General features: G+C 72.5%; 19 protein-coding genes. 9 read left to right on the top strand and 10 right to left on the bottom strand.

The window, feature by feature from the left end:
- Window positions 1–48: 48 nt before the first annotated feature.
- The 3 genes from ACPPVO_RS08775 to ACPPVO_RS08765 are packed head-to-tail and all read left to right on the top strand — an operon-like array spanning window position 49 to window position 4338.
- On the top strand, window positions 49–705 hold the full coding sequence (locus ACPPVO_RS08775; protein WP_426510722.1) for an amino acid ABC transporter permease: 657 nt from the start codon (window positions 49–51) through the stop codon (window positions 703–705).
- A complete protein-coding gene (locus ACPPVO_RS08770) occupies window positions 702–1577 on the top strand; it encodes an amino acid ABC transporter permease (RefSeq protein ID WP_426510721.1) in 876 nt (291 codons plus the stop codon). Before ACPPVO_RS08775 ends, ACPPVO_RS08770 begins: the two co-directional genes overlap by 4 nt.
- A gap of 40 nt (window positions 1578–1617) precedes the next feature.
- The gene (locus tag ACPPVO_RS08765) at window positions 1618–4338 is read left to right on the top strand and encodes an ABC transporter substrate-binding protein (protein ID WP_426510720.1); all 2721 of its coding nucleotides are present in this window, start codon (window positions 1618–1620) and stop codon (window positions 4336–4338) included.
- A gap of 234 nt (window positions 4339–4572) precedes the next feature.
- Here ACPPVO_RS08765 and rny read toward each other — a convergent pair whose 3' ends face one another.
- The 7 genes from rny to dhaM form a co-directional block, all read right to left on the bottom strand.
- Entirely contained in the window at window positions 4573–6354 is a 1782-nt protein-coding gene (gene rny, locus ACPPVO_RS08760) for a ribonuclease Y (RefSeq protein ID WP_426510719.1), read from the bottom strand.
- Window positions 6355–7963: 1609 nt separating this feature from the next.
- A complete protein-coding gene (locus ACPPVO_RS08755) occupies window positions 7964–8599 on the bottom strand; it encodes a regulatory protein RecX (RefSeq protein ID WP_426514581.1) in 636 nt (211 codons plus the stop codon).
- A 1169-nt stretch (window positions 8600–9768) separates the two neighbouring features.
- Window positions 9769–10818, bottom strand: a complete 1050-nt coding sequence (gene recA, locus ACPPVO_RS08750; RefSeq protein ID WP_426510718.1) for a recombinase RecA — start codon at window positions 10816–10818, stop codon at window positions 9769–9771.
- Window positions 10819–10973: 155 nt separating this feature from the next.
- Window positions 10974–11174, bottom strand: a complete 201-nt coding sequence (locus tag ACPPVO_RS08745) for a DUF3046 domain-containing protein (protein WP_350622017.1) — start codon at window positions 11172–11174, stop codon at window positions 10974–10976.
- Window positions 11175–11183: 9 nt separating this feature from the next.
- Entirely contained in the window at window positions 11184–12407 is a 1224-nt protein-coding gene (locus ACPPVO_RS08740) for an MFS transporter (protein ID WP_426510717.1), read from the bottom strand.
- On the bottom strand, window positions 12397–12651 hold the full coding sequence (locus ACPPVO_RS08735) for an HPr family phosphocarrier protein (RefSeq protein ID WP_426510716.1): 255 nt from the start codon (window positions 12649–12651) through the stop codon (window positions 12397–12399). Before ACPPVO_RS08735 ends, ACPPVO_RS08740 begins: the two co-directional genes overlap by 11 nt.
- Window positions 12635–13027 carry a dihydroxyacetone kinase phosphoryl donor subunit DhaM gene (dhaM, locus tag ACPPVO_RS08730; protein WP_426510715.1) on the bottom strand — a complete coding sequence of 131 codons (393 nt, stop codon included), beginning with the start codon at window positions 13025–13027 and terminating at the stop codon, window positions 12635–12637. The genes ACPPVO_RS08735 and dhaM overlap by 17 nt, the downstream gene beginning before the upstream one ends.
- Window positions 13028–13045: 18 nt before the next feature.
- Between dhaM and dhaK the strand changes: the two genes are divergently transcribed.
- Window positions 13046–14041 carry a dihydroxyacetone kinase subunit DhaK gene (gene dhaK, locus ACPPVO_RS08725; protein WP_426510714.1) on the top strand — a complete coding sequence of 332 codons (996 nt, stop codon included), beginning with the start codon at window positions 13046–13048 and terminating at the stop codon, window positions 14039–14041.
- Entirely contained in the window at window positions 14038–14649 is a 612-nt protein-coding gene (dhaL, locus tag ACPPVO_RS08720) for a dihydroxyacetone kinase subunit DhaL (RefSeq protein WP_426510713.1), read from the top strand. The genes dhaK and dhaL overlap by 4 nt, the downstream gene beginning before the upstream one ends.
- Before the next feature lie 178 nt (window positions 14650–14827).
- Here dhaL and ACPPVO_RS08715 read toward each other — a convergent pair whose 3' ends face one another.
- The 3 genes from ACPPVO_RS08715 to ACPPVO_RS08705 form a co-directional block, all read right to left on the bottom strand.
- Window positions 14828–15970, bottom strand: coding sequence for an acyl-CoA dehydrogenase family protein (locus ACPPVO_RS08715; RefSeq protein WP_360388782.1), 1143 nt, complete (start codon window positions 15968–15970; stop codon window positions 14828–14830).
- A 426-nt stretch (window positions 15971–16396) separates the two neighbouring features.
- A complete protein-coding gene (locus ACPPVO_RS08710; RefSeq protein ID WP_426510712.1) occupies window positions 16397–17137 on the bottom strand; it encodes a hypothetical protein in 741 nt (246 codons plus the stop codon).
- Between the two features lie 516 nt (window positions 17138–17653).
- Window positions 17654–18283 carry a hypothetical protein gene (locus tag ACPPVO_RS08705; RefSeq protein ID WP_426510711.1) on the bottom strand — a complete coding sequence of 210 codons (630 nt, stop codon included), beginning with the start codon at window positions 18281–18283 and terminating at the stop codon, window positions 17654–17656.
- Window positions 18284–18327: 44 nt separating this feature from the next.
- Here ACPPVO_RS08705 and ACPPVO_RS08700 point away from each other — a divergent pair, with 44 nt between their 5' ends.
- From ACPPVO_RS08700 to ACPPVO_RS08685, 4 genes are all read left to right on the top strand, one after another.
- Window positions 18328–18588, top strand: a complete 261-nt coding sequence (locus tag ACPPVO_RS08700) for a hypothetical protein (protein ID WP_426510710.1) — start codon at window positions 18328–18330, stop codon at window positions 18586–18588.
- A 193-nt stretch (window positions 18589–18781) separates the two neighbouring features.
- Window positions 18782–20050: a bifunctional pyridoxamine 5'-phosphate oxidase family protein/GNAT family N-acetyltransferase gene (locus ACPPVO_RS08695; RefSeq protein ID WP_426514580.1), complete on the top strand. Its 1269-nt coding sequence runs from the start codon at window positions 18782–18784 to the stop codon at window positions 20048–20050.
- Window positions 19963–20661 (top strand): leucine efflux protein LeuE, encoded by a 699-nt coding sequence (gene leuE / locus ACPPVO_RS08690; RefSeq protein WP_426510709.1) that lies wholly within the window; start codon window positions 19963–19965, stop codon window positions 20659–20661. The genes ACPPVO_RS08695 and leuE overlap by 88 nt, the downstream gene beginning before the upstream one ends.
- Before the next feature lie 166 nt (window positions 20662–20827).
- Window positions 20828–25327, top strand: a complete 4500-nt coding sequence (locus tag ACPPVO_RS08685) for an ATP-dependent helicase (protein WP_426510708.1) — start codon at window positions 20828–20830, stop codon at window positions 25325–25327.
- The last annotated feature ends 888 nt before the right edge of the window (window positions 25328–26215 follow it).

The following is a 26215-nucleotide window of genomic DNA, read 5'->3' as shown; positions in this document are numbered from 1 at the left end:
CCACTGCGGGGCGGCGTCTCGCCCTTATTCCCCTCCGATGGGCAGCGGATGAACGAGTTTCTTCACGTCCTCACGGACAACTGGGATGTGATCGGGTCCCATTTCTGGACCACGATCCAGTTGTTCCTGATCGCCGCGGTCGGCTCGCTGGTTTTCGGGATCCTGCTGACCGCGATGCGCGTGTCTCCGGTGCCCGCCCTGCGCGGCTTCGGCACCACCTATGTGCTGCTGCTGCGCAACTGCCCGCTCACGCTGGTCTTCGCGCTGCTCGTGTTCGCGGTGCCGAAGCTGGACGTCAACATCGACTACTTCCCCAGCGCCTGCATCGCGCTCACCGCCTACACCAGCGCGTTCGTGTGCGAGGCGCTGCGCTCCGGCATCAACACGGTGCCGGTCGGGCAGGCCGAGGCCGCCCGCGCGCTGGGCATGACGTTCGGCCAGGTGCTCGGCCTCGTCGTGCTGCCCCAGGCCTTCCGCACCGTGGTACCGCCGATGGTCAGCGTCCTCAACGCCATGCTCAAGAACACCACGATCGCCGCCGGCTTCTCGGTCGCCGAGGCGGGCCAGATCCAGGCGTACCTCTCCGAGCGCGGCGAGAACCAGATCTACAGCATCCTGTGGATCGCGATCGGCTTCCTGATCCTCGTGATCCCGCTGGTCGCGCTGCAGCGCACACTCGAGCGCCGCTGGGGGGTCGCCCGATGAGCAACATCCTCTACGACCTGCCCGGTCCCAAGGCCCGGGTGCGCAACCGGCTGCTCGGCGTCGTGAGCCTCATCGGGATCGTGGCGCTGCTGACGTACATCGTGCTGCGCTTCTACGACACGGGTCAGTTCGATCCGATCAAGTGGCAGCAGTTCGAGTACGCCTCGATCCAGCAGCAGATCCTCGACGGGTACCTGACCACGATGCGCACCGCCGGCGTCGCGGCCGTGCTCGCGCTGGCGTTCGGCGCCCTGCTGGCGACCGGGCGGCTCAGCGACCACCTGTACTTCCGGGCCCCGACCTCGTTCGTCGTCGAGCTGTTCCGGGCCATCCCGCTGCTGGTGCTCATCTTCTTCGCGTACTACGGCCCGATCCAGCTCGGCTACAAGGTCGGCCCGTTCTGGCCGCTGGTGATCGGGCTCACGCTGTACAACGGCGCCGTGCTGGCCGAGATCTTCCGGGCCGGCGTGCTCGCCGTGCCCCGGGGCCAGTCCGAGGCCGCGTACGCGCTGGGCATGCGCAAGACCCAGGTGATGGTGTCCATCCTGCTGCCGCAGGCGGTCCGGGCCATGCTGCCGGCCATCGTCAGCCAGGTCGTGGTGCTGCTCAAGGACACCGCGCTGGGCTTCATCATCCAGCTGCCGGAGCTGTTGTACGTTGGCAAGCAGATCGGCGGCCGACTGCCGTTCGGCCTGCCGTACGTGCCCGCGTACCTGGTCGTCGCCACGATGTACATCGGCACCTGCGGCCTGTTGTCCTGGTTCGCCTTCTGGCTGCAGAAGCGCCTCACCGGCGGCAAGCGGGTCAAGACCGCGGCCAAGCCGATCCCGCTGTCGGTCGACACCGGGGCCGGCGGCGGAGCCGTGCTTTGAGTTGATTGGCAAGGTTGCGTCCGGTGCGTACGCTGCGCGAGTGGCGGACACTGGCTTCCGGTTGGGCATCGACTTCGGAACCTCGAACACGGTCGCGGTCCTGCGCTGGCCGGACGGGCGCACCAAGCCCCTCCTCTTCGACGGCTCGCCCCTGCTGCCGTCGGCGGTGTACGCCAACGCCGACGGCAGCATCCTGACCGGACGTGACGCGGTGCACTCGGCGCGGCTCCAGCCGCACCGCTTCGAGCCCTACCCGAAGCGGCGCGTCGAGGAGGGCACCGTCTGGCTCGGCGAGCGTGAGGTCCCCGTCGCCGAGCTCGTCACCACTGTCCTGCGCCGGGTCGCGGCCGAGGCCGAGCGGGTCGCCGGGGCCAAGCCGGCGCACGTGATGATCACGCACCCCGCGACCTGGCCGCCCCAGCGCCGCCAGACGCTCTCCCAGGCCGCCGTGGCCGCGGGGCTCCCGGTGCCGCTGCTGTCCGCCGAGCCGATCGCGGCGGCGTCGTACTTCGTGGGCACGGTCGGCACCCACGTGCCGGTCGGCGGGATCGCGGTGGTGTACGACTTCGGCGCCGGCACGTTCGACGCCAGCGTGGTGCGCCGCAACGCGGGCGGGGGCTTCGACGTCCTCGCGAGCGAGGGCCTGCCGGACGCGGGCGGCCTCGACGTCGACGCGGCCGTGGTGGCGTACCTCGGGCGCAACTTCGCCGGCCGCGCGGGCGACCAGTGGCGGCGCCTGACCAACCCGGAGACCGAGGCCGACCGCCGCGCCGCGTGGCAGCTGTGGGAGGACGCCCGCCTGGCCAAGGAGATGCTGAGCCGGGCCGCGACCACGTACGTCCACGTGCCCCTGTTCGACGAGAGCGTCCCGATCGGCCGCGAGCAGCTCGAGCAGCTGGCCCGCCCGATCCTGGACCGCACCGTCACCGCCACCCAGATCGCGGTCACCGCGGCGGCCCTGGGCGACCGGCCCGTCTCCGCGGTGTTCCTCGTCGGCGGCTCGAGCCGCATCCCGCTCGCCGCGACGCTGCTGCACCGCGCGTTCGGCCTGGCCCCGACCGCGATCGAGCAGCCCGAGCTCGTCGTCGCCGAGGGTGCCCTGCACCTGGCCCCGCCCACGGGCCGCGCGCCGGTCTCGGGCGCGGCCGGCGGCGCGACCTCGCCGATCTCCGGCGGCCCGGTCGCGACCTCGGGCGGCCCGACCTCGGGCGCCGGGGGCCACGAGCTCAGCGGCGACGTCGCCGCGGCCCCGGTGTCGGCCGCGCCGGTGTCGGGGCAGCCGGTGTCGCCCGGGTTCAGCATGCCGTCGAACACGCCGCACCTGCCGCCGCTGATCCAGACGAGCACGATGCCGGTCGTGGCGCCTCAGCCGGTACACCCGCAGCCGCAGAGGCCCGTCTCGCCTCCGCCGCCGCAGCGCCCGACGGTGGCCTTCCCGGTCCCGCGGCAGCCGGTGATGCCGCAGCAGCCGGTGCGTCCGGTGCCGGTGACCGCCATGCCGGCCAGCCCCGCGCCGACGTGGCAGGGCGGCTATCCACCGGTACCGCCGCCGAAGAAACGACGCGGAGGGCTGGTCGCGGCCATCGGCGGCGGCACCCTCGCGCTGCTGCTGATCGTCGGCGGGATCGTCTGGGCGGTCAACCGCGACGGTTCCGACAACGGCGGCGGCGGGGACGGCCCCTCGGACCAGGCGCTGCCGGCGGTGTCCCCGGCGTGCGGGCACAAGATCGCGTACCTGGGGATGTCCAGCGGCGACAACTCCGACGACGGCGTGATGATGCGCAACAGCGTCCGGCTCGCCATCGACGACTTCAACGCGGCCCACCCGAACTGCAAGGTCGAGTTCAAGGAGTTCGACACCACCGGCACCGACGACGGCAGCAAGGCCAAGGCCCAGCTCGCCGTCGACGACAAGGAGGTGATCGGCGTGGTCGGCCCCGTGTACGACAACGAGATCCTCGCGGCCGGCCCGATCCTCGAGAAGGCCAACCTGCCGATGATCACGCCGTTCGCGCCGGACGAGAAGCTCGCGAAGCAGGGCTGGGCCACGTTCCACCGCGCGATCGGCTCCGACGTGGACCAGGCCCGCGCGGGCGGGGCGTACATCAAGAACACGCTGAAGGCCAAGAAGACCGCGATCGTGTACGACGACTCGGACTTCGGCACGATCGGCCGCACCGAGGTGTCGAACGTGCTCGGCAGCGCGACGGGCGTGTCCGTCTCGATCCACCAGACCGACACCGACTTCGCCTCGGCGGTCAAGCAGGTCACCGACTCCGGCCCGGACGCGGTGTACTTCGCGGGCGTCTCGGCGGACGCCATCAACTTCGTGAAGGCGCTGCGCGCGGCCAAGTCGGATCTGCCGATCGTCGGCTCGGACAAGCTGTTCACGCAGAGCTTCGTGACCAAGACCGAGGGCAAGGCCGAGGGCGTGATCGTCACCTGCCCGTGCGTGCCGTCGAAGGACGCCGGGGCGGACTTCGCCTCGAAGTACCAGGGCACGTTCGGCGCGCAGGCCAGCTACTACGGCCCGGAGGCGTACGACGCGACGGGGGTGTTCCTGGCGGGCTTCGCGGCGGGCAAGGGCACCCGCGAGAACATGCTGTCGTACATGTCAACGTACAAGGGCAAGGGCGCCGCAACGGGCCGCGAGATCAAGTTCGACGCCCGGGGCAACCTGGACACGGCGGACAAGCTGATCTGGGCATACAAGGTCAAGAGCACGTACATGGTGGGCGACAGCTTGATCGCCCCAGCCTGACGGGCGCGGTCACAGCACAGCTACGGCCGCGGCACGGCTTGGCTGGGTCACCGCCCGGCTCGGCCCAGCCCGATTTATCCGGCGCTCCGCACCGGATAAATCGCCTTTATCATCATTTTTCCGGGCCACTGATCGCGACCTGCGGCAACGCGCTTCTCGGGCAACGACCCCCGCTTCTCAGATAGACGGCCGCCGACCCACGGCACCGCGACCAACGGGCGCCCGGGCCCCGCCTCAGCGAGCGATCTCGGTGACCCGCGACTCGCGCACGACCGTGACGCGGATCTGACCCGGATAGGTCAGCTCCTCCTCGATCTGCTTGGCCACATCGCGAGCCAGCACCGCCGCCCCGATGTCGTCGACGTCGTCGGGCCGCACCATGACCCGGATCTCGCGCCCGGCCTGCATCGCGAAGACCTTCTCGACCCCCGACTTGCCTCCGGCGATCTCCTCGATGCGTTCGAGGCGCTTGACGTACGCCTCCAGGCTCTCCCGCCGCGCCCCCGGGCGCCCGCCGGAGCACGCGTCCGAGGCCTGGGTGAGCACCGCCTCGATGGTCTGCGGCAGCACCTCGTTGTGGTGCGCCTCGATGGCGTGGACGACGTCCTCGTGCTCGCCGTACTTGCGCGCGACATCGGCCCCGATCAGCGCATGGCTGCCCTCGACCTCGTGGGTGAGCGCCTTGCCGATGTCGTGCAGGAACGCCGACCGCTTGATGATCGCCGCGTCGAGGCGCAGCTCGGCCGCCATGATGCCGGCGATGTGCGCGGTCTCCACGAGGTGCTTGAGCACGTTCTGGCCGTACGACGTGCGGTACCGCAGCCGCCCCAGCAACGTCATGAGCTCGGGGTGCAGGTCGGTGATGCCCACCTCGACGAGCGCGTCCTCGGCCGCGCGGTGGCACAGCCGCTCCACCTCGTGCTTGGCCTGGTCGAAGACCTCCTCGATGCGGTGCGGATGGATCCGCCCGTCGAGCACCAGCTTCTCGAGGGTGAGGCGGCCGATCTCCCGGCGTACCGGATCGAAGCACGACAGCAGCACGGCCTCGGGCGTGTCGTCGATGATCAGGTTCACCCCGGTCGTCGACTCGAACGCGCGGATGTTGCGCCCCTCGCGGCCGATGATCCGGCCCTTCATCTCGTCGCTGGGCAGGTGCAGCACGCTGACCACGCTCTCGGCGGTCTGCTCGCTGGCCACCCGCTGGATCGCGTCGACCACGATGTGCCGCGCCCGCTGCTCGGCCGTGTTGCGCGCGTCGTTCTCGATGTCCCGCACGAGCAGCGCCGCCTCGCGCTTGGCCTGCGCCTCGATCGTCTCGACGACCTCGACCCGGGCCGCGTCGGAGGTCAGCCCGGCGATGCGCTCCAGCTCCTCGCGGTGGCGCTCCTCGCCCTCGGCAAGCTCCGAGTCCCTCCGGGCAAAAGACGCTTCGCGTTCCAAAAGATCCGCTTCGGTACTGCTGATGCGCCGATCCCGCTCCGCCAGCCGCTCGGCCTCCTCGGCCAGCAGCCGCTCCCGCTCGTCGAGCCGGCGCTGGCGCCGCTCCGCGTCCTGCGACTGCTCCTTCGCGACCGCGGTGAGCTGGTTGACCTCGCGCTCCCCGGCCCGCCGCGCGGTCGCCCGGGCCTGCTCCGCGTCGGTCTCGGCCTGCCGGTGCGCCCGTTCGAGCAATGAGTCGGCCTCGGCCCGCGCCGCGTCGAGGATCCGCCGCGCCTCCGACCGAGCCGAACTGGCCTCGGCCTTCGCGGCCGCCGCCTCGGTACGCGCGGCCGCGGCCGCCGCCCGCGCCTCATCCACCGCGGCCGTGGCATCCTCCGCCGCCGTACGCAACGAGGCGAGCGAATGCTCCTGCCGATCCTTCTCGGCCAGGAACGCGGGATCATCCCCGGCCGGCACCGCCACGGTGACGTTCCCGCCGAGCCGGCGCACGGTCTTGAGCGCCACGAGGAGCACCGCCACGACGACGACCACGAGCACGGCCATCGCCACCGTCAGCGCAATCTGTACCCCGGTCACGCCGCCACCTGCCGCACCGAGCCCACGCCCGCCGCCCGGCTCAGGATGACCCGCGCCTCGGGACTGTTCCGGGGACCCAGCTCATTCCGGCTTCGGAAGGCCGGCTCATTCCGGAGCGCCGGCTCGTTCTCGTTCTGACTTCGGGGAGCCGGCTCGTTCTCGTTCTGGAGGACCAGCTCGCCCCGGCTTCGGGGAGCCCGCTCGTTCCGAAGAGCCGGCTCGTTCCGGTAGGACGCTTTCCACAGGTCGCTCGCGCTCCGCCGCCGCTGTTCCTCGGGGGTCTGCGCGCCACGACCGAGGCACGGGCCGGCTGGGGGCCGCACCGCTCGTGCCCGGTTCGCGCCCGACGCTCTACTCACACGCACCGCCCTGTCCGCATGGGCGGTCCCGCCCCCGATAGCCACCCTACTTGGGCCGGCCGCCCGGGTTCGCCGCTCAAGCCCGACGTGCGTGGTTCGCCCCGGGACATCACCATGCCCGACGGTCTGACCCACCGTCGGCCCGTCCTGTACTCCGGGGATGCGTCCGTCGCTCTCGTCGCCGTCGGTATCAAGCGCCGAGGCCGATCGCGCGCCGTCGCGGGGTCGTCCCGCGCTCGCCTCGGGGGCCGTCAGGCCGCCGGGGCTTTCGGGGTCGCAGAGGATGACACGGGCGCACTCCGTCACGACGTCACCTCGCTCCGCTCGGCGCCGCGCACATGCGACGGCGGGTGTTGTGGAGGAGACGCCCGACCACTGCGCATCAAGATATATCGATATCGGGACCTAGGGGGCCCCGCTGCTGGGTCGCTGCTAGCGCCGACACCTCCCGCAAGGCGTGGCGCTCATATCCGCTGTGAATCTAGTAAGTGATGCTGATCTGTGACGCGATCTATGTTGTGCGGTAAACCCGCGGTGGTTGGGCGGTCTCCATCTAGTAACGCCGAGGCTAGGTCGTGAAGGCCGCTTCGGTCAAGGACTCATGATCGGGCACCATACGGGACGTAAGTCCGTCAAGTACCCCCGCCAGCCGAAACACCCCAGCGGCAACTTTTGTACGGACCTTTCCGGCATGTCGGTCGTCCAGGTGCCAGAAACTTCCACAGCACGTGACGGTACGACACCAGAGCGCACAGGCCCCGCCCCGATCTGCGCAACCATTCCACCACAGACAGTGTGCGCCACCAACGTCACCATCGACACCCATCACCCCGAGCGCGCCCCTGAACACGGCAAGTACGCCCCGACATGGAACGGAACCCGCCACAACGCCATAAGCCCGCAAGCACCACGCGCAAGCCATCCACCCGCCATCACGAAGCGCAGATCCGACACACCCTGGATACGGCTCAACCCGGAATGCGAGCGGTAGAGATCCCGCCCATCACCGCGCACGCGAGCACGAACACGGGCAAGACATCGGATGAGCGCCGCCGAACACGAGATGCGCGACGGGGCGCCGACGAGCACAAAGCGCACAACGAGCGCGAGACGATCAACCGGCAACAGGGCACCGGATGCGCGACCGGCGACGGGCGACGGGCGACGGGCGACGGGCGACGGGCGCAAAGAGAGCGACGGGCGACAGGGGCGCAAGATGCGCGACGGGCGCTCGGTGACCCGCGGCGCGGCTACTGGGCGTCGGGGTCGATCGCCGCGTCGGCCAGGGCGTCGGCGTCGATGGAGTCCGCGAACTCGGCCGCGTCCGCGCGTTCGGCCATGGCGTCCTTGACGAGGCGGATCGCGAGGCCCGGCGGGTACCCCTTGCGGCCCAGCATCCCGACCAACCGCCGGAAGACGGCCTCGGGGGTGGCGCGGGTCTCGGTGCGGAGGCGGCGTACGACCAGTGCCTTGGCCGTCTCCTCCTCCAGGTCCGGGGTCAGCTCCTCCAGCGCCTCCCCCATCTCGTCCGCGGAGACACCCTTGCGCCGCAGCTCGCCGGCCAGTGCCCGCCGCGAGAGCCCCTTACCGTGATGGCGACTGCTCACCCAGGCCCGGGCGAACGCGGCGTCGTCGATGATGCCGACCTCGTCGTACCGATCGAGAATCTCCGCGGCGATCTCGTCCTCGACGCCACGCTTGCGCATCGCGGTCGCGAGCTCGGCCCGGGTCCGCGGCCGAACGGCCAGCTGCCGCAGACAGATCTCCCGCGCCGCCTCCCGAGCGTCCACCGGCTTAGGCGGCGGTGCGTCCCGATCCCGCTTGGACCGCCCGCGCCGCCCGCGATCGCCGCGGCCTTCGGCCGTCGAATCAGGAATTTCGGAAATGTCCGAAGCGGGAGCGGCACGCAGAGAGTCATCGCTCCAGGGCAACGACTTCGGCGGACGCCTCCGACCCGAGTCGAGAACGTCATGGTCCAACGCCGAGGAGTCCACGCGGTCGGCCGAGGAGGAGAAGCCCCGACCGGTAGCAGCCGCCGAGCCCGAAGAGTCCGCACGGCCCGAAGAGGAGGAGACCCGGCGGGCGCGAGGAGCCGAGGCCAAGGAAGACCCCGAGCCGCCATCGGAAGACGAGGATGACGACGAGGCCCGACGTGGGCGAGAAGCCGAATCAGGGCCCACGCGGTCGGCGGAGCGAGAAGCCGAGGCCGAGGAGGACTCCGCGTCATCGGAAGACGAGGAAGACGAGAAGGCCCGACGGGGACGAGAAGTCGAATCAGGATCCACGCGGTCGGCGGAGAGCGCCCGATCGGTGCGAGAAGCCGAGGCCGAGGGGGCCCAACGAGGGCGAGAAGCCGAAGCAGAGGAAGCCCGATCCGAGCGGGATGAGCCCGAGCGGGCCGAGTCGGGCCCGGCGGAAGTGCGACCCGCAGGGGGAGCTGACGAAGAGGGAAGGCTCGGCGGCGCCGACCCGGGATCAGACCAAGGATTGTCCGGCCCCGGCTCCCACACATCGCGCGGCGAAGCCGAAGACACGGAATCGTCGGCCGCCGCCCACGGATTCCCGGGCGAAGACTCCCAAGCCGGCCGCGCCACCTCGTCCACAGCAGGCGCAGAAAAAGAAGACGTCGCCCACAGGTTGCTCGCCGCCTCGTCAGCGATGACCCCCGAAGGCGAAGATCCCGCAGCCCACGGATTCCCGGGCGAGGACTCCCAAGCCGGCCGCGCCACCTCGTCAACAGCAGGCGCCGAAGAAGAAGACGCGGTCCAAGGGCTGTCGCCGCCGGGGTCGGTCCGCGGCGCGCGGCGGCGGGAAGTGTCGGGCGGCTCCGAGCCCTCGGCCGCGAGCCAAGGGTTCTCCTCGCCGGACATCAGTACCTCCAGGACAAGAGACCCGGTGCCGTCCCGAGCGGCTTGGCCCGCCAGGGGCCGGCACCGGGGGTCTCAAGCGATGCGCCACAACAAGGCGCCGCAGCCGGCGAAAAGCCGGCAGAGCGCGCCACCAACGCGCGAACTCTCAAGTCGCCGCCAACCAGACGCCGCAAAGGCGCGCCCGGTCAGAAGTCGACCGGGGCCGCCTCCGGGCCGCCGGCCGCGTCCGCGGACTGGTTGACGCCGACGCCCAGCTTCTCCTTGATCTTCTTTTCGATCTCGGCGGCGACGTCGGGGTTCTCGCGCAGGAACTTGCGCGAGTTCTCCTTGCCCTGGCCGAGCTGGTCGCCGTCGTACGTGTACCAGGCGCCCGACTTGCGAATGATCGCCTGCTCGACGCCCACGTCGATGAGCGAGCCCTCGCGGGAGATGCCCTTGCCGTACATGATGTCGAACTCGGCCTGCTTGAACGGCGAGGCGACCTTGTTCTTGACCACCTTGACGCGCGTGCGGTTGCCCACGACGTCGGTGCCGTCCTTGAGGCTCTCGATGCGCCGGATGTCGAGGCGGACCGAGGCGTAGAACTTCAGCGCGCGGCCACCGGTCGTCGTCTCCGGGCTGCCGAACATGACGCCGATCTTCTCGCGCAGCTGGTTGATGAAGATCGCCGTGGTGCCGGAGTTGTTGAGGGCACCGGTGATCTTGCGCAGGGCCTGGCTCATGAGGCGGGCCTGGAGGCCGACGTGGCTGTCGCCCATCTCGCCCTCGATCTCGGCGCGCGGCACGAGGGCGGCGACGGAGTCGATGACGATGACGTCGAGGGCGCCGGAGCGGATCAGCATGTCGACGATCTCGAGGGCCTGCTCGCCGGTGTCGGGCTGGGAGACCAGCAGCGCGTCGGTGTCCACGCCGAGGGACTTGGCGTAGTCGGGGTCGAGGGCGTGCTCGGCGTCGATGAACGCCGCGATGCCACCCTGGGCCTGGGCGTTGGCGATCGCGTGCAGCGCGACCGTGGTCTTGCCGCTGGACTCCGGCCCGAAGACCTCGATCACCCGGCCGCGGGGAAGACCGCCGATGCCGAGCGCCACGTCGAGGGCGATGGACCCGGTCGGGATCACGGACATGGGCGCGATGACGCGCTCGCCGAGCCGCATCACGGAGCCCTTGCCGAACTGCTTGTCGATCTGCGAGAGGGCCAGCCCCAGCGCCTTCTCCCGGTCAGGTTGCACTGCCATGTCCGTCACCCCTGGATTCGCGGTCTTCGTCGGCGTTCGCTTGGTCACGCTGACACGTTAAGCGCCGGGTATGACAAAAAATTCGAGCGACGCCCAACGAGCGAGAAGAGTACCCGTACATCTGTACGATCAGCACGCCGACACGCCGAAAAACATCACCTCAGACGTGCGGGAACACGCTCCGGATATGCGGCGACTACTGCGCGCCACACTTCGGCGGTATCGAAGCGGCCCGCGAGCGCCTCCTCGATGGTCAGGCCGCCGAGCTGCGACAACACCTGGTCGTGAGCGATGCTGCGAGCGTATGCAGGCCCGAAGACCTCCTCGAGCCGCTGCCAAAAATCTGTCAGACGCACGGGGTAAACCTAACGGAGTACCCGGGCGAGCAACGGAATGACGGTCACCCCGGCCAGGAGCGTCAGCACGGGGTACCCGAAGAAGTCGACGACCACGCCGGACAATGCGCCCGCCGAGGCCCCCGCGACCCCCATGATCACGTCGGAGAGCCCCTGCACGCCGGCGCGCTGCTCCACCGGCACCGACTCGGACAGCAGCGTGGACCCGGCCACCATCGTGCCGCTCCAGCCGATCCCGAGCAGCGCGAGCCCGATCGAGAGCCGGACCGTGTCCGAGCCCGCGGTCCCGGCGAACACGCAGGCCAGCACCAGCACCCCGATCCCGCCGGCGATCACCGGGCGGCGCCCGAGGCGGTCGGTGAGCAGGCCGGCGACGGGCGCGAGCGCGTACATCCCGGTGATGTGGATGCTGATCACGAGGCCGACGACGCGCAGCAGGTCGCCGTGGTCGTGGACGTACCCCTCGATGTGCACCGGTGTCATCGACATCACGCCGACCATGACCACGTGCCCGACCGCGACGGCGGCGACCCCGGTCCGGGCGCCGGCGCTGTCGCGGACGGTGCGGGCGGCCTCGCGCCAGACGGCCTTCGCCCCCGGGCGCGCGCCGCCGGCGGTGAGCAGCGGGTCGGGGCGCAGGGCCACGAACAGCACGGTCGCGGCCAGCGCGAAGGCGAGCACGCTGAAGAGGTACGGCCCGCCGTACTCCGGCACGCCCCAGCGCCCCAGCATCCGGTCGGTCAGCGGCGCGAGGTTCGGCCCGGCGACCGCCCCGACCGCGGCGGCCCAGACGACGACGGACAGGTGACGGGCCCGCCGGTCGGGCGCGGCGAGGTCGACGGCGGCGTAGCGGGACTGGAGGTTCCCCGCACTGGACCCGCCGAACAGCAGGGTGCCGAGGAACAGTAACGGTACCGACGAAATGAAGACCGACACGACGACCAGCAGCGCGCCGAGGGCCCCGACGAGGTAGGCGAAGACCAGCCCCGGCCGCCGCCCGCCGGCGCGCATCAGGCGGGTCGCCGGGATCGCGATCACGGCCCCGCCCACGACCGCGCAGCTGCCGGCGAGCCCCGCCGCCCACGGCCCGGCCAGCGAGGAGGCGAGCAGCGCGCCGACCGACACGCCGCTGGCCACGCCGAGCCCGCCGATGATCTGGGTTGCGGACAGCAGGCCGAGAGTCCGCCGCTGGAGTGCGGTGACGTCGACGGCGGTCGAACTCTCAGTGATCAAGCACCGAGACTACCGCCTCGGCGGCCTCGGCCGCGTCCTCGCCGGCGGCCCGCACGAGCACCGTGGAGCCGGCCGTCGCGTTGAGCGCCATCACCGCCAGCACGCTGCGGGCGTTCGCGATCTTCTCGCCGAAGATCACCTCGACGGTACTGCGAAATCGCGCCGCCACCCGCACCAGCGCCCCGGCCGGGCGGGCGTGCAGGTCCTCGGGCAGCACCACCGAGCGCTCAGAGCTTGCGGACATCACGCGCCTCCACCGCCGACTGGGTGACCGCGTCGAGGCTGGCCCCGGTGCCGGCCAGCACCGCCGCCGCGACCGCGCCCTCGACGAACGGCGCGTCGACGAGCACGGCGTCGTTGGCGACCCGGTCCTCCAGGACGGTACGCGCGGTGAGCACCGCACTGCCCAGGTCGGTGAGCACGATCACGCCGGCGCCGCGGTCGGCCCGGTCGATCGCCACGAGGATCCGGTCGTAACTGGTGCCGAGCCCGCCGTCGTCGGTACCGCCGGCGGCCTCGATCGGCACCTCTTCGCCCGCGACCTGGACAAGCATGTCCCGCAGGCCGTGGGCCAGCCGCTCGCTGTGCGACACCAACACGATCCCCACCAGTTGCGCCATACCAGGCATGCTATGTGCATGAAAAAGTTCATCAACGACCCGGCCGACGTCGTCCGGGAGACGCTCGCCGGGCTCGCCGCCGCCCATCCCGAGCTGCGGGTGGACCTCGAGGAGCAGTACGTCGCGCGCGCGGACGGCCCGCGGCCGGGCAAGGTCGGCCTGGTCTCCGGCGGCGGCTCCGGCCACGAGCCGCTGCACGCGGGCTTCGTCGGCCCCGGGATGCTCGACGCCGCCATCCCGGGCGAGGTGTTCACCTCCCCCGTCCCGGACCAGATCCTGGCCGCCACGAAGGCCGCCGACGCCGGCGCCGGCGTGGTACACGTGGTGAAGAACTACACCGGTGACGTGATGAACTTCCAGATGGCCGCCGAGCTCGCCGACGAGGAGGGGCTGCGGGTCGAGACCGTGCTCGTCGACGACGACGTGGCGGTCGAGGACTCGACCTGGACCGCGGGGCGCCGTGGCACCGGGGCCACCCTGCTGGTGGAGAAGATCGCCGGGGCGCTCGCCGAGGAGGGGGCCGCCCTCGAAGCCGTCGCCGCGGTCGGACGGGCCGTGAACGAGCGGTCGGCGTCGTTCGCCGTCGCGCTCTCAGCGGGTACAACTCCGGCGTCTGGAAAACCGGGATTCGAGCTCGGCGCGGACGAGATCGAGGTGGGGGTCGGCATCCACGGCGAGCCCGGCCGCAGCCGTGCGCCAATGCGCCCGGCCCGGGAGCTCGCCGCGCTCATCGTCGACGCGGTGCTCACCGCGAAACCGGTCGGGTCCGAGCCGCTCATCCTGCTCGTGAACGGGCTCGGGGGCACGCCCCTGATGGAGTTGTACCTCATGTTCGGCGAGATCCGCCGCCTGCTCGACGAGGCCGGGGCGAACGTCGCGCGCACCCTGGTCGGCAACTACGTGACAAGCCTCGACATGGCCGGCCTCTCGCTGACCGTGTGCCGCGCCGACGACGAGCTGCTGCGCCTGTGGGACGCGCCCGTGCGCACGCCCGCGCTGCGCTGGGGGGTGTGAGCGTGGACGAGGCCCTGGCCCGGGACTGGATCGCCGCCGTCGCCGAGTCGGTGCGCGCGGAGGCGGAGCACCTGACCGACCTCGACGCCGCGATCGGCGACGGCGACCACGGCGTCAACCTGCGCCGCGGCTTCGACGCCGTGACCGCCGCGCTGGGCGGCCTCGAGCCCACCTCGGCCGGCGACGTGCTCGGCAAGACCGGCACCACGCTGCTGTCGAAGGTGGGCGGCGCGTCGGGCCCGCTCTACGGCACGGTGTTCCGGGCGCTGGGCAAGACGCTGCGCCAGGGCGGCTCGTTCGCCGAGGGCCTCCAGGCGGCGCTGGACGGCGTGCGCCAGCTGGGCCGGGCCGAGGTCGGCGACAAGACCATGGTCGACGCCCTGGCCCCGGCCGTGGCGGCCTACGCGGAAGCGGCCGCGTCCGGAGAGTCCGTCGCGGCCCGGGCCGCCGCTGAAGCGGCAAAAGCAGGAGCCGCTGCGACGGTACCGCTGGTAGCCCGCAAAGGCCGAGCCTCCTACCTGGGCGAGCGCAGCGCCGGCCACCCCGACCCGGGCGCCACGTCGACCGCGCTCATCCTGGAAGCCCTGGCGAACGTCACAGACCGCTGACTTCCCGTCCCGTGGGGGAGCTCCGCTCCACCCACACCCCCTCAGGACCTTCGCCAGTGCCGACGGTCTCGAACCGGCCTGGCTTCCCCTCCCGTGAGGGAGCTCCGCTCCACCCACACCCCTCAAGACCTTCGCCAGTGCCGCCGGTCTCGAACCGGCCGCCGGCCTCGGCTCCCCGTCACAGGCCGAGCGAACGGCCGATGATCTCCTTCATGATCTCGGTGGTGCCGCCGTAGATGGTCTGGACCCGGCTGTTGAGCCACGCCTTGGCGACCGGGTACTCCATCATGAAGCCGTACCCGCCGTGCAACTGCACGCACCGGTCCGCCACCTTGTTCTGCAGCTCCGTCGTCCACCACTTCGCCTTGGCCGCGTCGGCCACGGTGAGCCGCTCCGCGTTGTGCTCCTGGATGCAGTGGTTGATGAAGGTCCGCGCGATCGTCACCTCGGTGTCGAGCTCGGCCAGCAGGAACCGGTTGTGCTGGAACTTGCCGATGGGGCGCCCGAAGGCCTCCCGGCTGCGGACGTACTCCAGCGTCATCGCGAGAATCGACTCCGCCGCCGCGACCGCCGCCACCGCGATGCCGAGCCGCTCCCGGGGCAGGTTCGCCATCAGGTGGTAGAAGCCGGCGTTCTCCTGGCCGATCAGGTGGTCGGCCGGAATGCGGCAGTCGTCGAAGAACAGCTCGGCCGTGTCGTTCGCCTTGAGCCCGACCTTCTCCAGCCGCCGCCCGCGCGTGAACCCGGGCGTGCCGGTCTCCACCGCGAACAGGCTGATGCCGTGCGCGCCCTTGGACGAGTCGGTCTTGGCCACGACCACGACCAGGTCGGCCATCTCGCCGTTGGTGATGAACGTCTTCTGCCCGTTGAGCACCCACGAGTCGCCGTCGCGCACCGCGTTGGTACGAATCCCGGCCAGATCACTGCCCGCGCCGGGCTCACTCATCGCGATGGCGGTGACGATGTCGCCGGAGCAGAAGCCCGGCAGCCACCGCTTCTTCTGCTCCTCGGTGGTCAGCTCGGTCAGGTACGGCGCGACGACATCGTTGTGCAGCCCGAACCCGAGCCCGGACGCCCCGGCCGCGATGATCTCCTCGACGAGCACCGCGTTGAACCGGAAGTCCCGCTGCCCCCCGCCGCCGTACTCCTCGTCGACGTCCATCCCGAGCAGCCCCGCGCCGCCGGCCTTGCGCCAGATCTCCCGGTCGACGATGCCGGCCTTGTCCCACTCGTCGTTGTGCGGCACGGCCTCGCGCGCGAGAAACTCCCGGCAGAGGTCCCGGAACGCCTGGTGCTCGGCCTCGTACAGGTGCTGCTCCATGCGCGCCAGTGTGCGACGCGAGACACGGTCTCGCCTAGCGCCTTCTTGCCCTCCACGCCGCCGTCGGCGCGCCGCCCCCCGTCACCCGGGCCCGGCGCCTGCGCCTCTGTTCCCATGCCCAGGCTGCCGCTCCGTCCCGCCGAGTTGGCTGCCCGCGCCTCCCCGCCGCAGCGCCGCTGTCCCGGCCGCCCGCGCCTCCCCGCCGCCGTCCCGGCCGCCCGCGCCGCCGTCCCGCGGGCTCGACTGCGCTGCGGCGCCGCTGCCCGTGCCTCCGCACCTCGGTCCCGCGGGCTCGATCGCCCGCACCTCCGCACCTCCGCGCCTTTGTCCCGCGGTCCGGCCGCCCGCGTCTCCGTTCCGCGGGCCCGGCCGGCGCGACCTGGTCCTGCGCGGCCGCGGTCTGGATCGCGCGCCTGTTGCGGGCGGTCAGAGCCCGAGCATCCCGTACAGGTGGTCGGGAAGCGGCTGGGCGTCTTTCGGCTCGGCGACGCTGACGGCGGTACCGAAGTCCGAGTACGTCGCCTCCACCGGGTTGTCCGGGATGCTCACCTTGACCGAGACGAGCCGCTCCTGCTCATCGACGCTCGCCTCGAACGGCACCGCCCGGGCCGCGTTCCCGAGCTGCATGACCTGCCCGACGTTCACCGGCCCCCAAGCGACGACCCGGGTCATGTCGACGGTCCCCGTGTACTTCCGCCCGTCGCGCCGGACATCGTGCGTGGCCGCGATCAGCGCCTGCACGCCGGTAGGGTCCTTGGTCGCACTGAGCCCAAGCGCCCCCGGCCGCGTAACCCGGGAAGAATCGATCTTGTACCAGGCCTGCCCGTCGAAGCCGGGCAACGGCAGACTCGTGAGCCGCGTGTACGCACTCCCGCGCACCTCAACGGTGTCAATCTTGAGCGAGGCCCCGTCGGAGCTGACCGCCACCGAGGCGTCGAGCAGATCCGCGAGCGGATCGATCCCGCCGGTGTAACTGCCCTCCTTGGCGACGACCTTGAACCGGTAACTACTGAACCCGAGGTGCCAGACCCCGGCCGCCAGCCCACTGGGCGAGGGTTTGACACTGACAGCGGGCCCGGGCGGGGCCGCCTTGTGCGTACACCCGGCCACGCCGAGCACGACCGCCACCGCCCCGACCAACGCGACAACCCGCCTCGCAAACGCCACCCGAACACCGCTCGTCGCCACACCCGCGCGGACGCCGGTCGTCACCGCAGCCGCGCCAACGCCAGCCCCCACCTCACGCGCGGCAGCACCCGGAGCCGAGGCCCTGGCATGCGCGCGAATCCAGGAGCGCCACGCCACCGCGCGGACGCCGATCGTCGCCACTGCCGCGCGGACGCCAGTGGTCATCGGTGCCACTCGAGCGGCAGTCGTCACCGGAGCCGCGTCAACGCCGACCCTCACCTGACGCGCGGCAGCGCCCGGAACCGAGGCCCCGACACGCGCGCGACGCTTGCCGGCGGCCGTCGCCGGAGCCGCGCCCACGGCGGCCCCCACCTCACGCGCGGCAGCGCCCGGAACCGAGGCCCAGACACGCGTGCGAGGCTCACCCGCGGCCGGTGTCGGGGCAGCCGCAAGACACAGTGCGTCGCTGGGGCGCGTCGGCGGGGCGGGCGTCCTGGTCACGCGCCGGAGCGTACCGGCCCTCGTCCGGCCCGGGCGCGCCGCGAAAGCGAAAGTTCAGTTGTTCAACAGGTTGTACACAGCGGCGTTCGCAGGCGCCACCTCCGCCGGCTTCGGGACCGTGACCTGCACCGGCTTGCCCTGGTCGCGGTAGTCGACGGTCAGCGTGCGCTCGGCGGTGCCCGCGTAGGCCGGGACCGTCACCCGCACCGAGGCCAGCCGCCCCTGGGCGTCGAGCGCCACCGTGAACGGTGCCGCCTTCGCGCGCTCGCCGAGCGCCGTGAGCCCCGCCTGGTCGGCGAGCCCGAGATCGCCGCCGCGCGTGAGGTCGTAGGTGCCCGTGATCCGGCCGCCGTCCTCGAGCCGGGCCCGCCCGACCCGGGCCACGAAGTCCTGGCTGCTGGTCGGGTCGTCGGTCTCGAACAGGCCGATGATCTCCGTGTGCGCCACCTTGGTCCGGTCGAACCGGTACCACTTCTTCGCGCTCACCCCCGCCGCCGGGATGCTCGTGCGGAAATACCGCTCGCCGCCCCCGAGCACGATCCCCTCGAGCGAGAACCTCACCCCGGACGCCACCGAGTCGAGGCGGGCCTGGCGCTTTCCGGCCGGGTCCACGACGCCGGTGACGTCGTCGATCTTCATCGTGTAGCCGTAGGCCACCCCCTGCAGCGCCTTCACGGCCGCCACCAGCGCATCCTTTCCGGCCGGGGTCGGTCGATGCCGCCGCCGATGTGGAGCCGCCCTGGTCGCCGCCGCCTCCGCACCCGGCCAGCACCAGCGCCACGAGCATCGCCAGCACGACCCCGGCGACCCGGCCGCCGGAGCGCCGCCGCTCGACGGGGTCGGCCACCGGTGCGCGCTCGGCGACCTCCAGCGAGCACGCGGTGCGCGCGGCCAGCGTGGACGAGGGCGGCACGGACACGGCGACGAGCGGAGCCGGTGGCAGCCACAGCACGAGGTGGTCGGTGCGCATGCTCTTCCTCCCTGAATGAGCGGTCGACTACTCCCCTTCAACAGTTGATCGGTCGTTGCGGGTGCGGACACCGCTCGCCCCCGTTTTGCGAGCGGTGTCCCGGACGGTGGGGACATTAATGAGGGGGTCTGACATTTTTGGGTTGTGGCAGGTCAGGGGTCGGCTGATATTGTACTGCCACATTCGGAGTTTTGTACTAGTACAAGAGGAGTATCGTGGAGACGTATCAGCAGACGGCACGCACCACGCCGCGGCGCATGCCCGAACGAGCCTCCTACGACGCCGCCCTGGTGCACTCGGTACTCGACGAGGCCTATGTCTGCCACGTCAGCTACGTCGCCGGGGGCGAGCCGCGGGTCCTGCCGACGCTGCACGCGCGCGTGGGCGACACCCTGTACCTGCACGGCTCGACCGGCAGCCGCCCGATGCTCGCGGCGCGCGAGGACGGCCTGCCCGTGTGCGTCGCGGTGACGATCATCGACGGGCTGGTGCTGGCCCGCTCGCAGTTCAACCACAGCGCCAACTACCGCTCGGTGATCGTGCACGGCACCGCGCGCCCCGTCACCGACGAGGACGAGCGCACCCGGGCGTTCGCCGCGCTGGTCGAGAAGGTGGCGCCGGGCCGCGACGCCGACAGCCGGCGCCCGAGCCGGAGGGAGTCCGCGCAGACGGCGCTGCTCGCGCTGCCCCTCGCCGAGGCCTCGGCCAAGGTCCGCGCGGGCGCGCCGAGCGACGACCCCGAAGACCTGACGTTGCCGCATTGGGCGGGAGTTGTACCGCTGGTGCTCACCCGGGGACTGCCGGTGCCCGCGGAGGCTCAGGAGGTACCGCTGCCGGCTTATCTGCGTCCGGAGCGTGAGACGTGGCGGCGCCCGGTCGCGCTGCGGGGCCGTCACATCGTGCTGGAGCCCCTGGACCACGCGCACGCGCCTGAGCTCTTCACGGCGCTCGACGACGCCGAGGTCTGGGCGCATCTGACGAGTCCGCGGCCCGCGTCCGCGCGCGAGATGGCCGAGATCGTGGCCGCGGCGCTGGCCGACCCCGAGCGCGTGCCGTTCGTGCAGCGCGAGGCCGCGACCGGGCGGGTCGTCGGCAGCACCTCGTACTACGGGGTCAGTCCGGTGCAGCGCGGCCTGGCCATCGGGTACACCATGGTCGGCCGGCCCTGGTGGCGCACCGCGGTCAACACGGAGTCGAAGCTGCTGATGCTGCGGCACGCGTTCGACACGCTCGGCGCGCTGCGGGTGGAGTGGCACACCGACGTGCGCAACGAGCGGTCCCAGCGGGCGATCGAGCGGCTCGGCGCGCAGCGTGAGGGCATCATGCGCAGTCACCGCCGGCGGGCCGATGGCAGCCAGCGCGATACCGTGCTGTACTCCATGATCGCCGACGAATGGCCCGCCGCGCGGGAGCGGCTGGGCGCGGCGCTGGAGAACGGTGGCACTGGAGGCGTGGCGTGCTCGGCATCACCAACCCCTTGACGTACGTCCTCGGCACGCTGGCGATCGTGCTGCTGCCGGGGCCGAACTCGCTGTACGTGCTGTCGGTGGCCGCCCGGCGCGGAGTGCGCGACGGCTACCGGGGCGCCGCGGGCGTGTGGCTCGGCGACGCGCTGCTCATGACGCTGTCGGCGGGCGGCGTCGCGTCGCTGCTGCACGCCAACCCGTGGCTGTTCGGGATCGTGAAGTACCTCGGCGCCGGCTATCTGGCCTTCGTCGGCGTCCGGCTGGTGGTGAGCACGCTGCGGCGCCGGCGCGCCGAGGACGCCCCGCCGCCGGCCGCGCCCGCCGACCGGCCGTTCCGCCGGGCGCTGGTGATCAGCCTGTTCAACCCGAAGGCGATCCTGTTCTTCGTCTCGTTCTTCATCCAGTTCGTGGACCCGGCGTACCCGCACCCGGCCGTGAGCTTCCTGGCGCTCGGCACGGTGGTAGAGGTGCTGAGCGCGTTGTACCTGACCGCGCTGATCTTCGGCGGGCAGTACCTGGCCGACCGGTTCCGGGCCCGGCGCCGGCTCGCCCAGGGGCTGACCACGCTGGTCGGGGGCGCGTTCCTGGCCTTCAGCGTGAAGCTGGCGACGTCGAGCCTCTCCTGAGGCCGCATCGGGGTTCCCCGCCTGACCGGGCAGGGGACCCCTTCGCTGCCCGGCCAGGCAAGCTCGGGTGTCTCTTCGGTGTGGAACACAGTAGCCAAACGGTCCAATTCGGGCAAATCGCCGTCGCTTCAGAAAAGTGTCGTACCCCCGGTGCAGGATTGGGGGCATGAAGGAGCTGGATGGTTTCGGAGCGGCGACCCGCGAGTGGTTCCGCGCGGCGTTCGCGGAGCCGACCAAGGCGCAGGCGGGTGCCTGGCGGGCGATCAGCGCCGGCCGGCACGCGCTGGTGGTCGCGCCGACCGGCTCCGGCAAGACCCTGGCCGCCTTCCTGTGGTCCCTCGACCAGCTGGCCGCGAAGCCGCCCGCCGAGCCGGCCCGCCGGTGCCGGGTGCTCTACATCAGCCCGCTCAAGGCCCTCGCGGTCGACGTCGAGCGCAACCTGCGGGCGCCGCTGGCCGGCATCCGGCAGGCCGCCGCCCGGCTCGGGCAGGAGCCGCCCGACATCCGGGTGGGGATGCGCACCGGCGACACGCCCGCCGACGAGCGCCGCGCCTTCACCCGCACCCCGCCCGACATCCTGATCACCACCCCCGAGTCGCTGTTCCTGCTGCTCACCTCGCAGGCGCGGGAGTCGCTGCGGGGGGTCGAGACCGTGATCATCGACGAGGTCCACGCGGTCTGCGCCACCAAGCGCGGGGCGCACCTGGCGCTGTCGCTGGAGCGGCTCGACGCGCTGCTGGAGCAGCCGGCCCAGCGCATCGGGCTCTCGGCGACGGTGCGGCCCATCGACGAGACCGCGCGGTTCCTGGGCGGGGCGGCGCCGGTCGAGATCGTCCAGCCGCCCAGTGCCAAGACCATCGAGGTCGAGGTACAGGTGCCGGTGGAGGACATGACGGCGCTGGGCGAGACCACGCCCGGCGAGGACGACGACGGGGCGCCGCGGCAGGCGTCCATCTGGCCGGCGGTCGAGGAGCGGGTGCTCGACCTGATCCAGCAGCACCGGTCGACGATCGTGTTCACCAACTCGCGGCGCGGCGCCGAGCGGCTCTGCGCGCGGATCAACGAGCTGGCCGGGGCGCGCGCGGGCGTGCCGCAGCCCGAGCCGGTCAACCTCCCGGCCCAGATGATGGCCCAGGCCGGCATGGCCGGGGGCGCGCCGCCGATCGTGGCCCGCGCCCACCACGGCAGCGTCTCGCGCGAGGAGCGCAAGCACATCGAGGAGGCGCTCAAGTCCGGGCAGCTGCCGGCCGTCGTGGCCACCTCCAGCCTGGAGCTCGGCATCGACATGGGCGCCGTCGACCTGGTGGTGCAGATCGAGGCGCCGCCGAGCGTCGCCGCCGGGCTGCAGCGGGTCGGCCGGGCCGGGCACCAGGTCGGGGCCGTCTCCCGCGGCGTCGTCTTCCCCAAGCACCGCGGCGACCTGGTCTCGTGCGCGGTCGTGGCCGAGCGCATGGTGCAGGGCAGCATCGAGGAGCTGCGCTACCCGCGCAACCCGCTCGACGTGCTGGCCCAGCAGATCGTCGCGATGGTCTCGATGGAGCCGTGGCCGGTCGACGGGCTGGCCGCGCTGGTGCGCCGGGCCGCCGTCTACGCCGACCTGCCCGACTCGGCGCTGTATGCGGTGCTGGACATGCTGGCCGGGCGCTACCCGTCGACCGCCTTCGCCGAGCTGCGGCCGCGCGTGGTCTGGGACCGCACCGAGGGGATGCTCTCCGGCCGGCCCGGGGCCCAGCGGCTCGCCGTCACCAGCGGCGGCACCATCCCCGACCGGGGCATGTTCGGGGTCTTCCTGGCCGGGGCCGAGAAGGCGGCCCGGGTCGGCGAGCTCGACGAGGAGATGGTCTACGAGTCGCGGGTCGGCGACGTGTTCCTGCTCGGCTCGACGTCGTGGCGGATCGAGGACATCACCCCCGACCGGGTGCTGGTCTCCCCCGCGCCCGGCGCCGCGGCGAAGATGCCGTTCTGGAAGGGCGACTCGCCGGGGCGGCCGGTGGAGCTGGGGCGGGCCATCGGGGCGCGGCTGCGCGGGTTCGTCAAGTCCGGCGACGAGGCGGCCCGGGCGCACCTGCGGGCCGGCGGGCTCGACGACTGGGCGGCCGACAACCTGCTGGCCTACCTGCGCGAGCAGCGGGAGGCGACCCGGCACCTGCCCGACGACCGCACGGTGCTGGTCGAGCGGTTCCGCGACGAGCTCGGCGACTGGCGGATGACCGTGCACTGCGTGCTCGGCGCACGCGTCAACGCCCCGTGGGCGCTGGCCATCGGGCGGCGGCTGCAGGAGCGGTACGGCGTGGATGCCCAGGTCATGCCCAGCGACGACGGCATCGTGGTCCGGCTGCCCGACGTGGCCGAAGAGCCGCCCGGCGCCGACCTGGTCGCCTTCGACCCCGACGAGATCGCCGGGATCGTCGAGGAGACGGTCGGCACGTCCGCGATGTTCGCCGCCCGGTTCCGCGAGTGCGCGGCCCGGGCCCTGCTCCTGCCGCGCCGCGACCCGCGCCGCCGGCAGCCGCTGTGGCAGCAGCGGCAGCGCTCGGCCCAGCTGCTCGACGTGGCCCGCGACTACGCCGACTTCCCGATCACCCTCGAGGCCGCCCGGGAGTGCCTGCAGGACGTGTTCGACGTCGCCGGGCTCGTCGGGGTGATGCGCGACGTCGCCGGGCGCAAGCTGCGGCTGGTCGAGGTGGAGACCGAGCGGCCCTCCCCGTTCGCGCGGTCGCTGCTGTTCGGGTACGTCGGGGCGTTCCTCTACGAGGGCGACGCGCCGCTGGCCGAGCGCCGCGCCGCCGCCCTCGCGCTCGACCCGACCCTGCTCGCGGAGCTGCTCGGACGGGTGGAGCTGCGGGAGCTGCTCGACCCGGCGGTGGTCGCCGAGACCGAGGCGAGCCTGCAGTGGCTCGGCGAGCAGCGCACCCCGCGCGACGCCGAGGACGTCGCCGAGATGCTGCGGGTGCTGGGCGACCTCGGCGACGAGGGGCTCGCGGCCCGCGGCGCCGACCCGGCCTGGGCGCGGGAGCTGGCCGAGCGGCGGCGCGCGATCGAGGTGCGGGTCGCCGGGGAGGCGCGCTGGATCACGGTCGAGGACGCCGGTCGGTACCGTGACGCCCTGGGCGTGGCGCTGCCGGTCGGCCTGCCCACGGCCTATCTCGAGCCGGTCGCGGACCCGCTCGGCGATCTGGTGAGCCGCTACGCGCGCACCCACGCGCCGTTCACCGCCATGGCGTGCGCGGCGCGGTTCGGGCTCGGCGTGTTCGTCGTCGAGCAGGCGCTGCGCCGGCTGCCCTCGGCCGTCTCCGGCGAGTTCTCGCCCGAGGGGGCCGGCACCGAGTGGTGCGACGCCGAGATCCTGCGCCTGCTGCGCCGCCGTTCGCTGGCCGCGCTGCGCCGCGAGATCGAGCCGGTGCCGCCCCGCGTGCTGGCCCGCTTCCTGCCGCAGTGGCACCACATCGGGGCCTCCCGGGCCCGCGGCGTGGAGGCGGTCGCGTCGGCGATCGAGCAGCTGCAGGGGGTGGCGATGCCCGCCTCGGCGCTGGAGCGGCTCATCCTGCCGGCACGGGTCGCCGGCTACAGCCAGGCGTATCTCGACGAGCTCACCGCCTCCGGCGACCTCGTGTGGGCCGGCACCGGGGGCATCGGCGAGCACGACGGCTGGGTAAGCCTCGCCTTCGCCGACGCCGCGCCGCTGCTCCTGCCGCCGCCGTCGGAGGTGGGCGGGCCGCTGCACGAGGCGATCCTGGAGGCCCTCGCCGGCGGGCAGGCGCTGTTCTTCCGCGGGCTCGCCGAGACGATCCACGCGCCCGAGGACGAGCTCATCTCCGCCATCTGGGACCTCGTCTGGGCCGGCCACCTCTCCAACGACACCATCGCGCCGCTGCGCGCCAAGCTCGGCGGCGGCGGGGCCCACCGGTCGCGGCCCTCGACGCCGAAGTCGCGGTACCGGCGGGCGGGCTCGATGTCGCTCGGGCGCGCCTCGCTCGCCGTGGCCCGCACCGGGCCGCCGACGGCCGCCGGCCGGTGGTACCGGCTGCCCGAACGCGACCTCGACCCGACCCGGCGCGCCACCGCCAACGCCGAGCTGCTCCTCGACCGGCACGGGGTCGTGACCCGCGGGGCCGTCATGGCCGAGGACCTGCCGGGCGCGTTCGCCGGGGTCTACCCGGTGCTCGCGGCGATGGAGGAGCGGGGCGCGGCCCGGCGCGGGTACTTCGTCGAGGGGCTCGGCGCTGCCCAGTTCGCGCTGCCGGGAGCGGTCGACCGCCTGCGCGGCGGCAGCGAGCACCGCGACGCGCTCGTGCTGGCCGCGACGGACCCGGCCAATCCGTACGGCGCGGCCCTGCCCTGGCCCGAGCGCGTCGTCGACGCCGGCGACGGCGAGCGGTCCGGCCACCGAGCGGGTCGCAAGGCCGGCTCGCTGATCGTCACCGTGGGCGGCGACCTGATCCTGTACGTCGAGCGCGGCGGCCGCACCCTCCTGTCCTACGCCGACGACCCGGAGCTGCTCGCCCTGGCCGCGAAGGCGTTGGCGGACGCGGTGCACGGGGGCGCGCTGGGCGCCATGTCCGTCGAACGCGCGGACGGCGAGTCGATCCTGCAGTCGCCGTTGCGGGATGCGTTGGCGAGCGCCGGGTTCCGGAGCACACCGAGGGGCTTGCGGCTACGCGGCTGACCACGCCCGCGCCGCGCGGCGCAGTCCAGTCCAGCGCAGCGCGACGGTCGCACGGCGCGGTCGCGCACGGCGCGGCGTGGACACGGCACGGGCGGCGCGCGGCACGGCGCAGCCAGCGCGGTCACGGACGGTACGGCCTGCATGCGGCGCGGGCGGCGCACGGCGCGGCGTGGACAGGGCTCGGACGCGCATGGCCTCGCCATCGCGCCCGGCACAACGCTGCCGGACATGGCCGTCGCGCCCGGCGCATCTCGGCGCGGACGGCACAGCAGGGCCGCCGCGCAGGGCGTGGACGTGCACGGCGCGGCATCGCGCACGGCGCACCACGGCGCGGACGGCACAGCACGGCCGCCGCGCAGGGCGTGGACATGCACGGCGCGGCATCGCGTACTGCGCACCACGGCGCGGTCGCTCAGGGCGCGGTCGCAGCTGGGAACGGCGCGGCCGAACGCGGTGCGCGGCACGGCCGGAAGGTGCTGTGTGCCATGGAAGCACAGGCCGTGGCGCGGGAATTCCGAGGCGTGCTGGACGGGTCGACGCGAATGGTGGCCGATGCGACGGTGGGCTGCCGGCCACAACTTGTCGGGGGTGGGGGACGCCTTCGGCCTGCCCGATCAAACGCGGCAGAGGGCACCTGACCGTAGTTTGGGCGCGGTCATTCCTCCCGGCCGTGGTTCGCTGCCGGGTCCGTGGTGGTCATCATTCGGTGGGCGCGGGCCGTGGGCGCCTACGGCGGGAGAGAAAATTTGCGGTTCGTCGGGGTCCGGATCGTGGCGCCTGCGGCGCGCAGAAGCTTGCGGCTCACCGAAGTTTCGGTTCGTGGCGCCTGCGGCGCGGGGCAAACTTGCGGTTCGTCGGAGTCCGGAGCGTGGGCGCCTGCGGCGCCAG

The sequence above is a fragment of the Dactylosporangium sp. McL0621 genome, assembly GCF_049995355.1.
GTDB lineage: Bacteria > Actinomycetota > Actinomycetes > Mycobacteriales > Micromonosporaceae > Dactylosporangium.
Note: the sequence above shows the minus strand (reverse complement) of the source record. Positions and strands in the feature narration are given on the sequence as shown.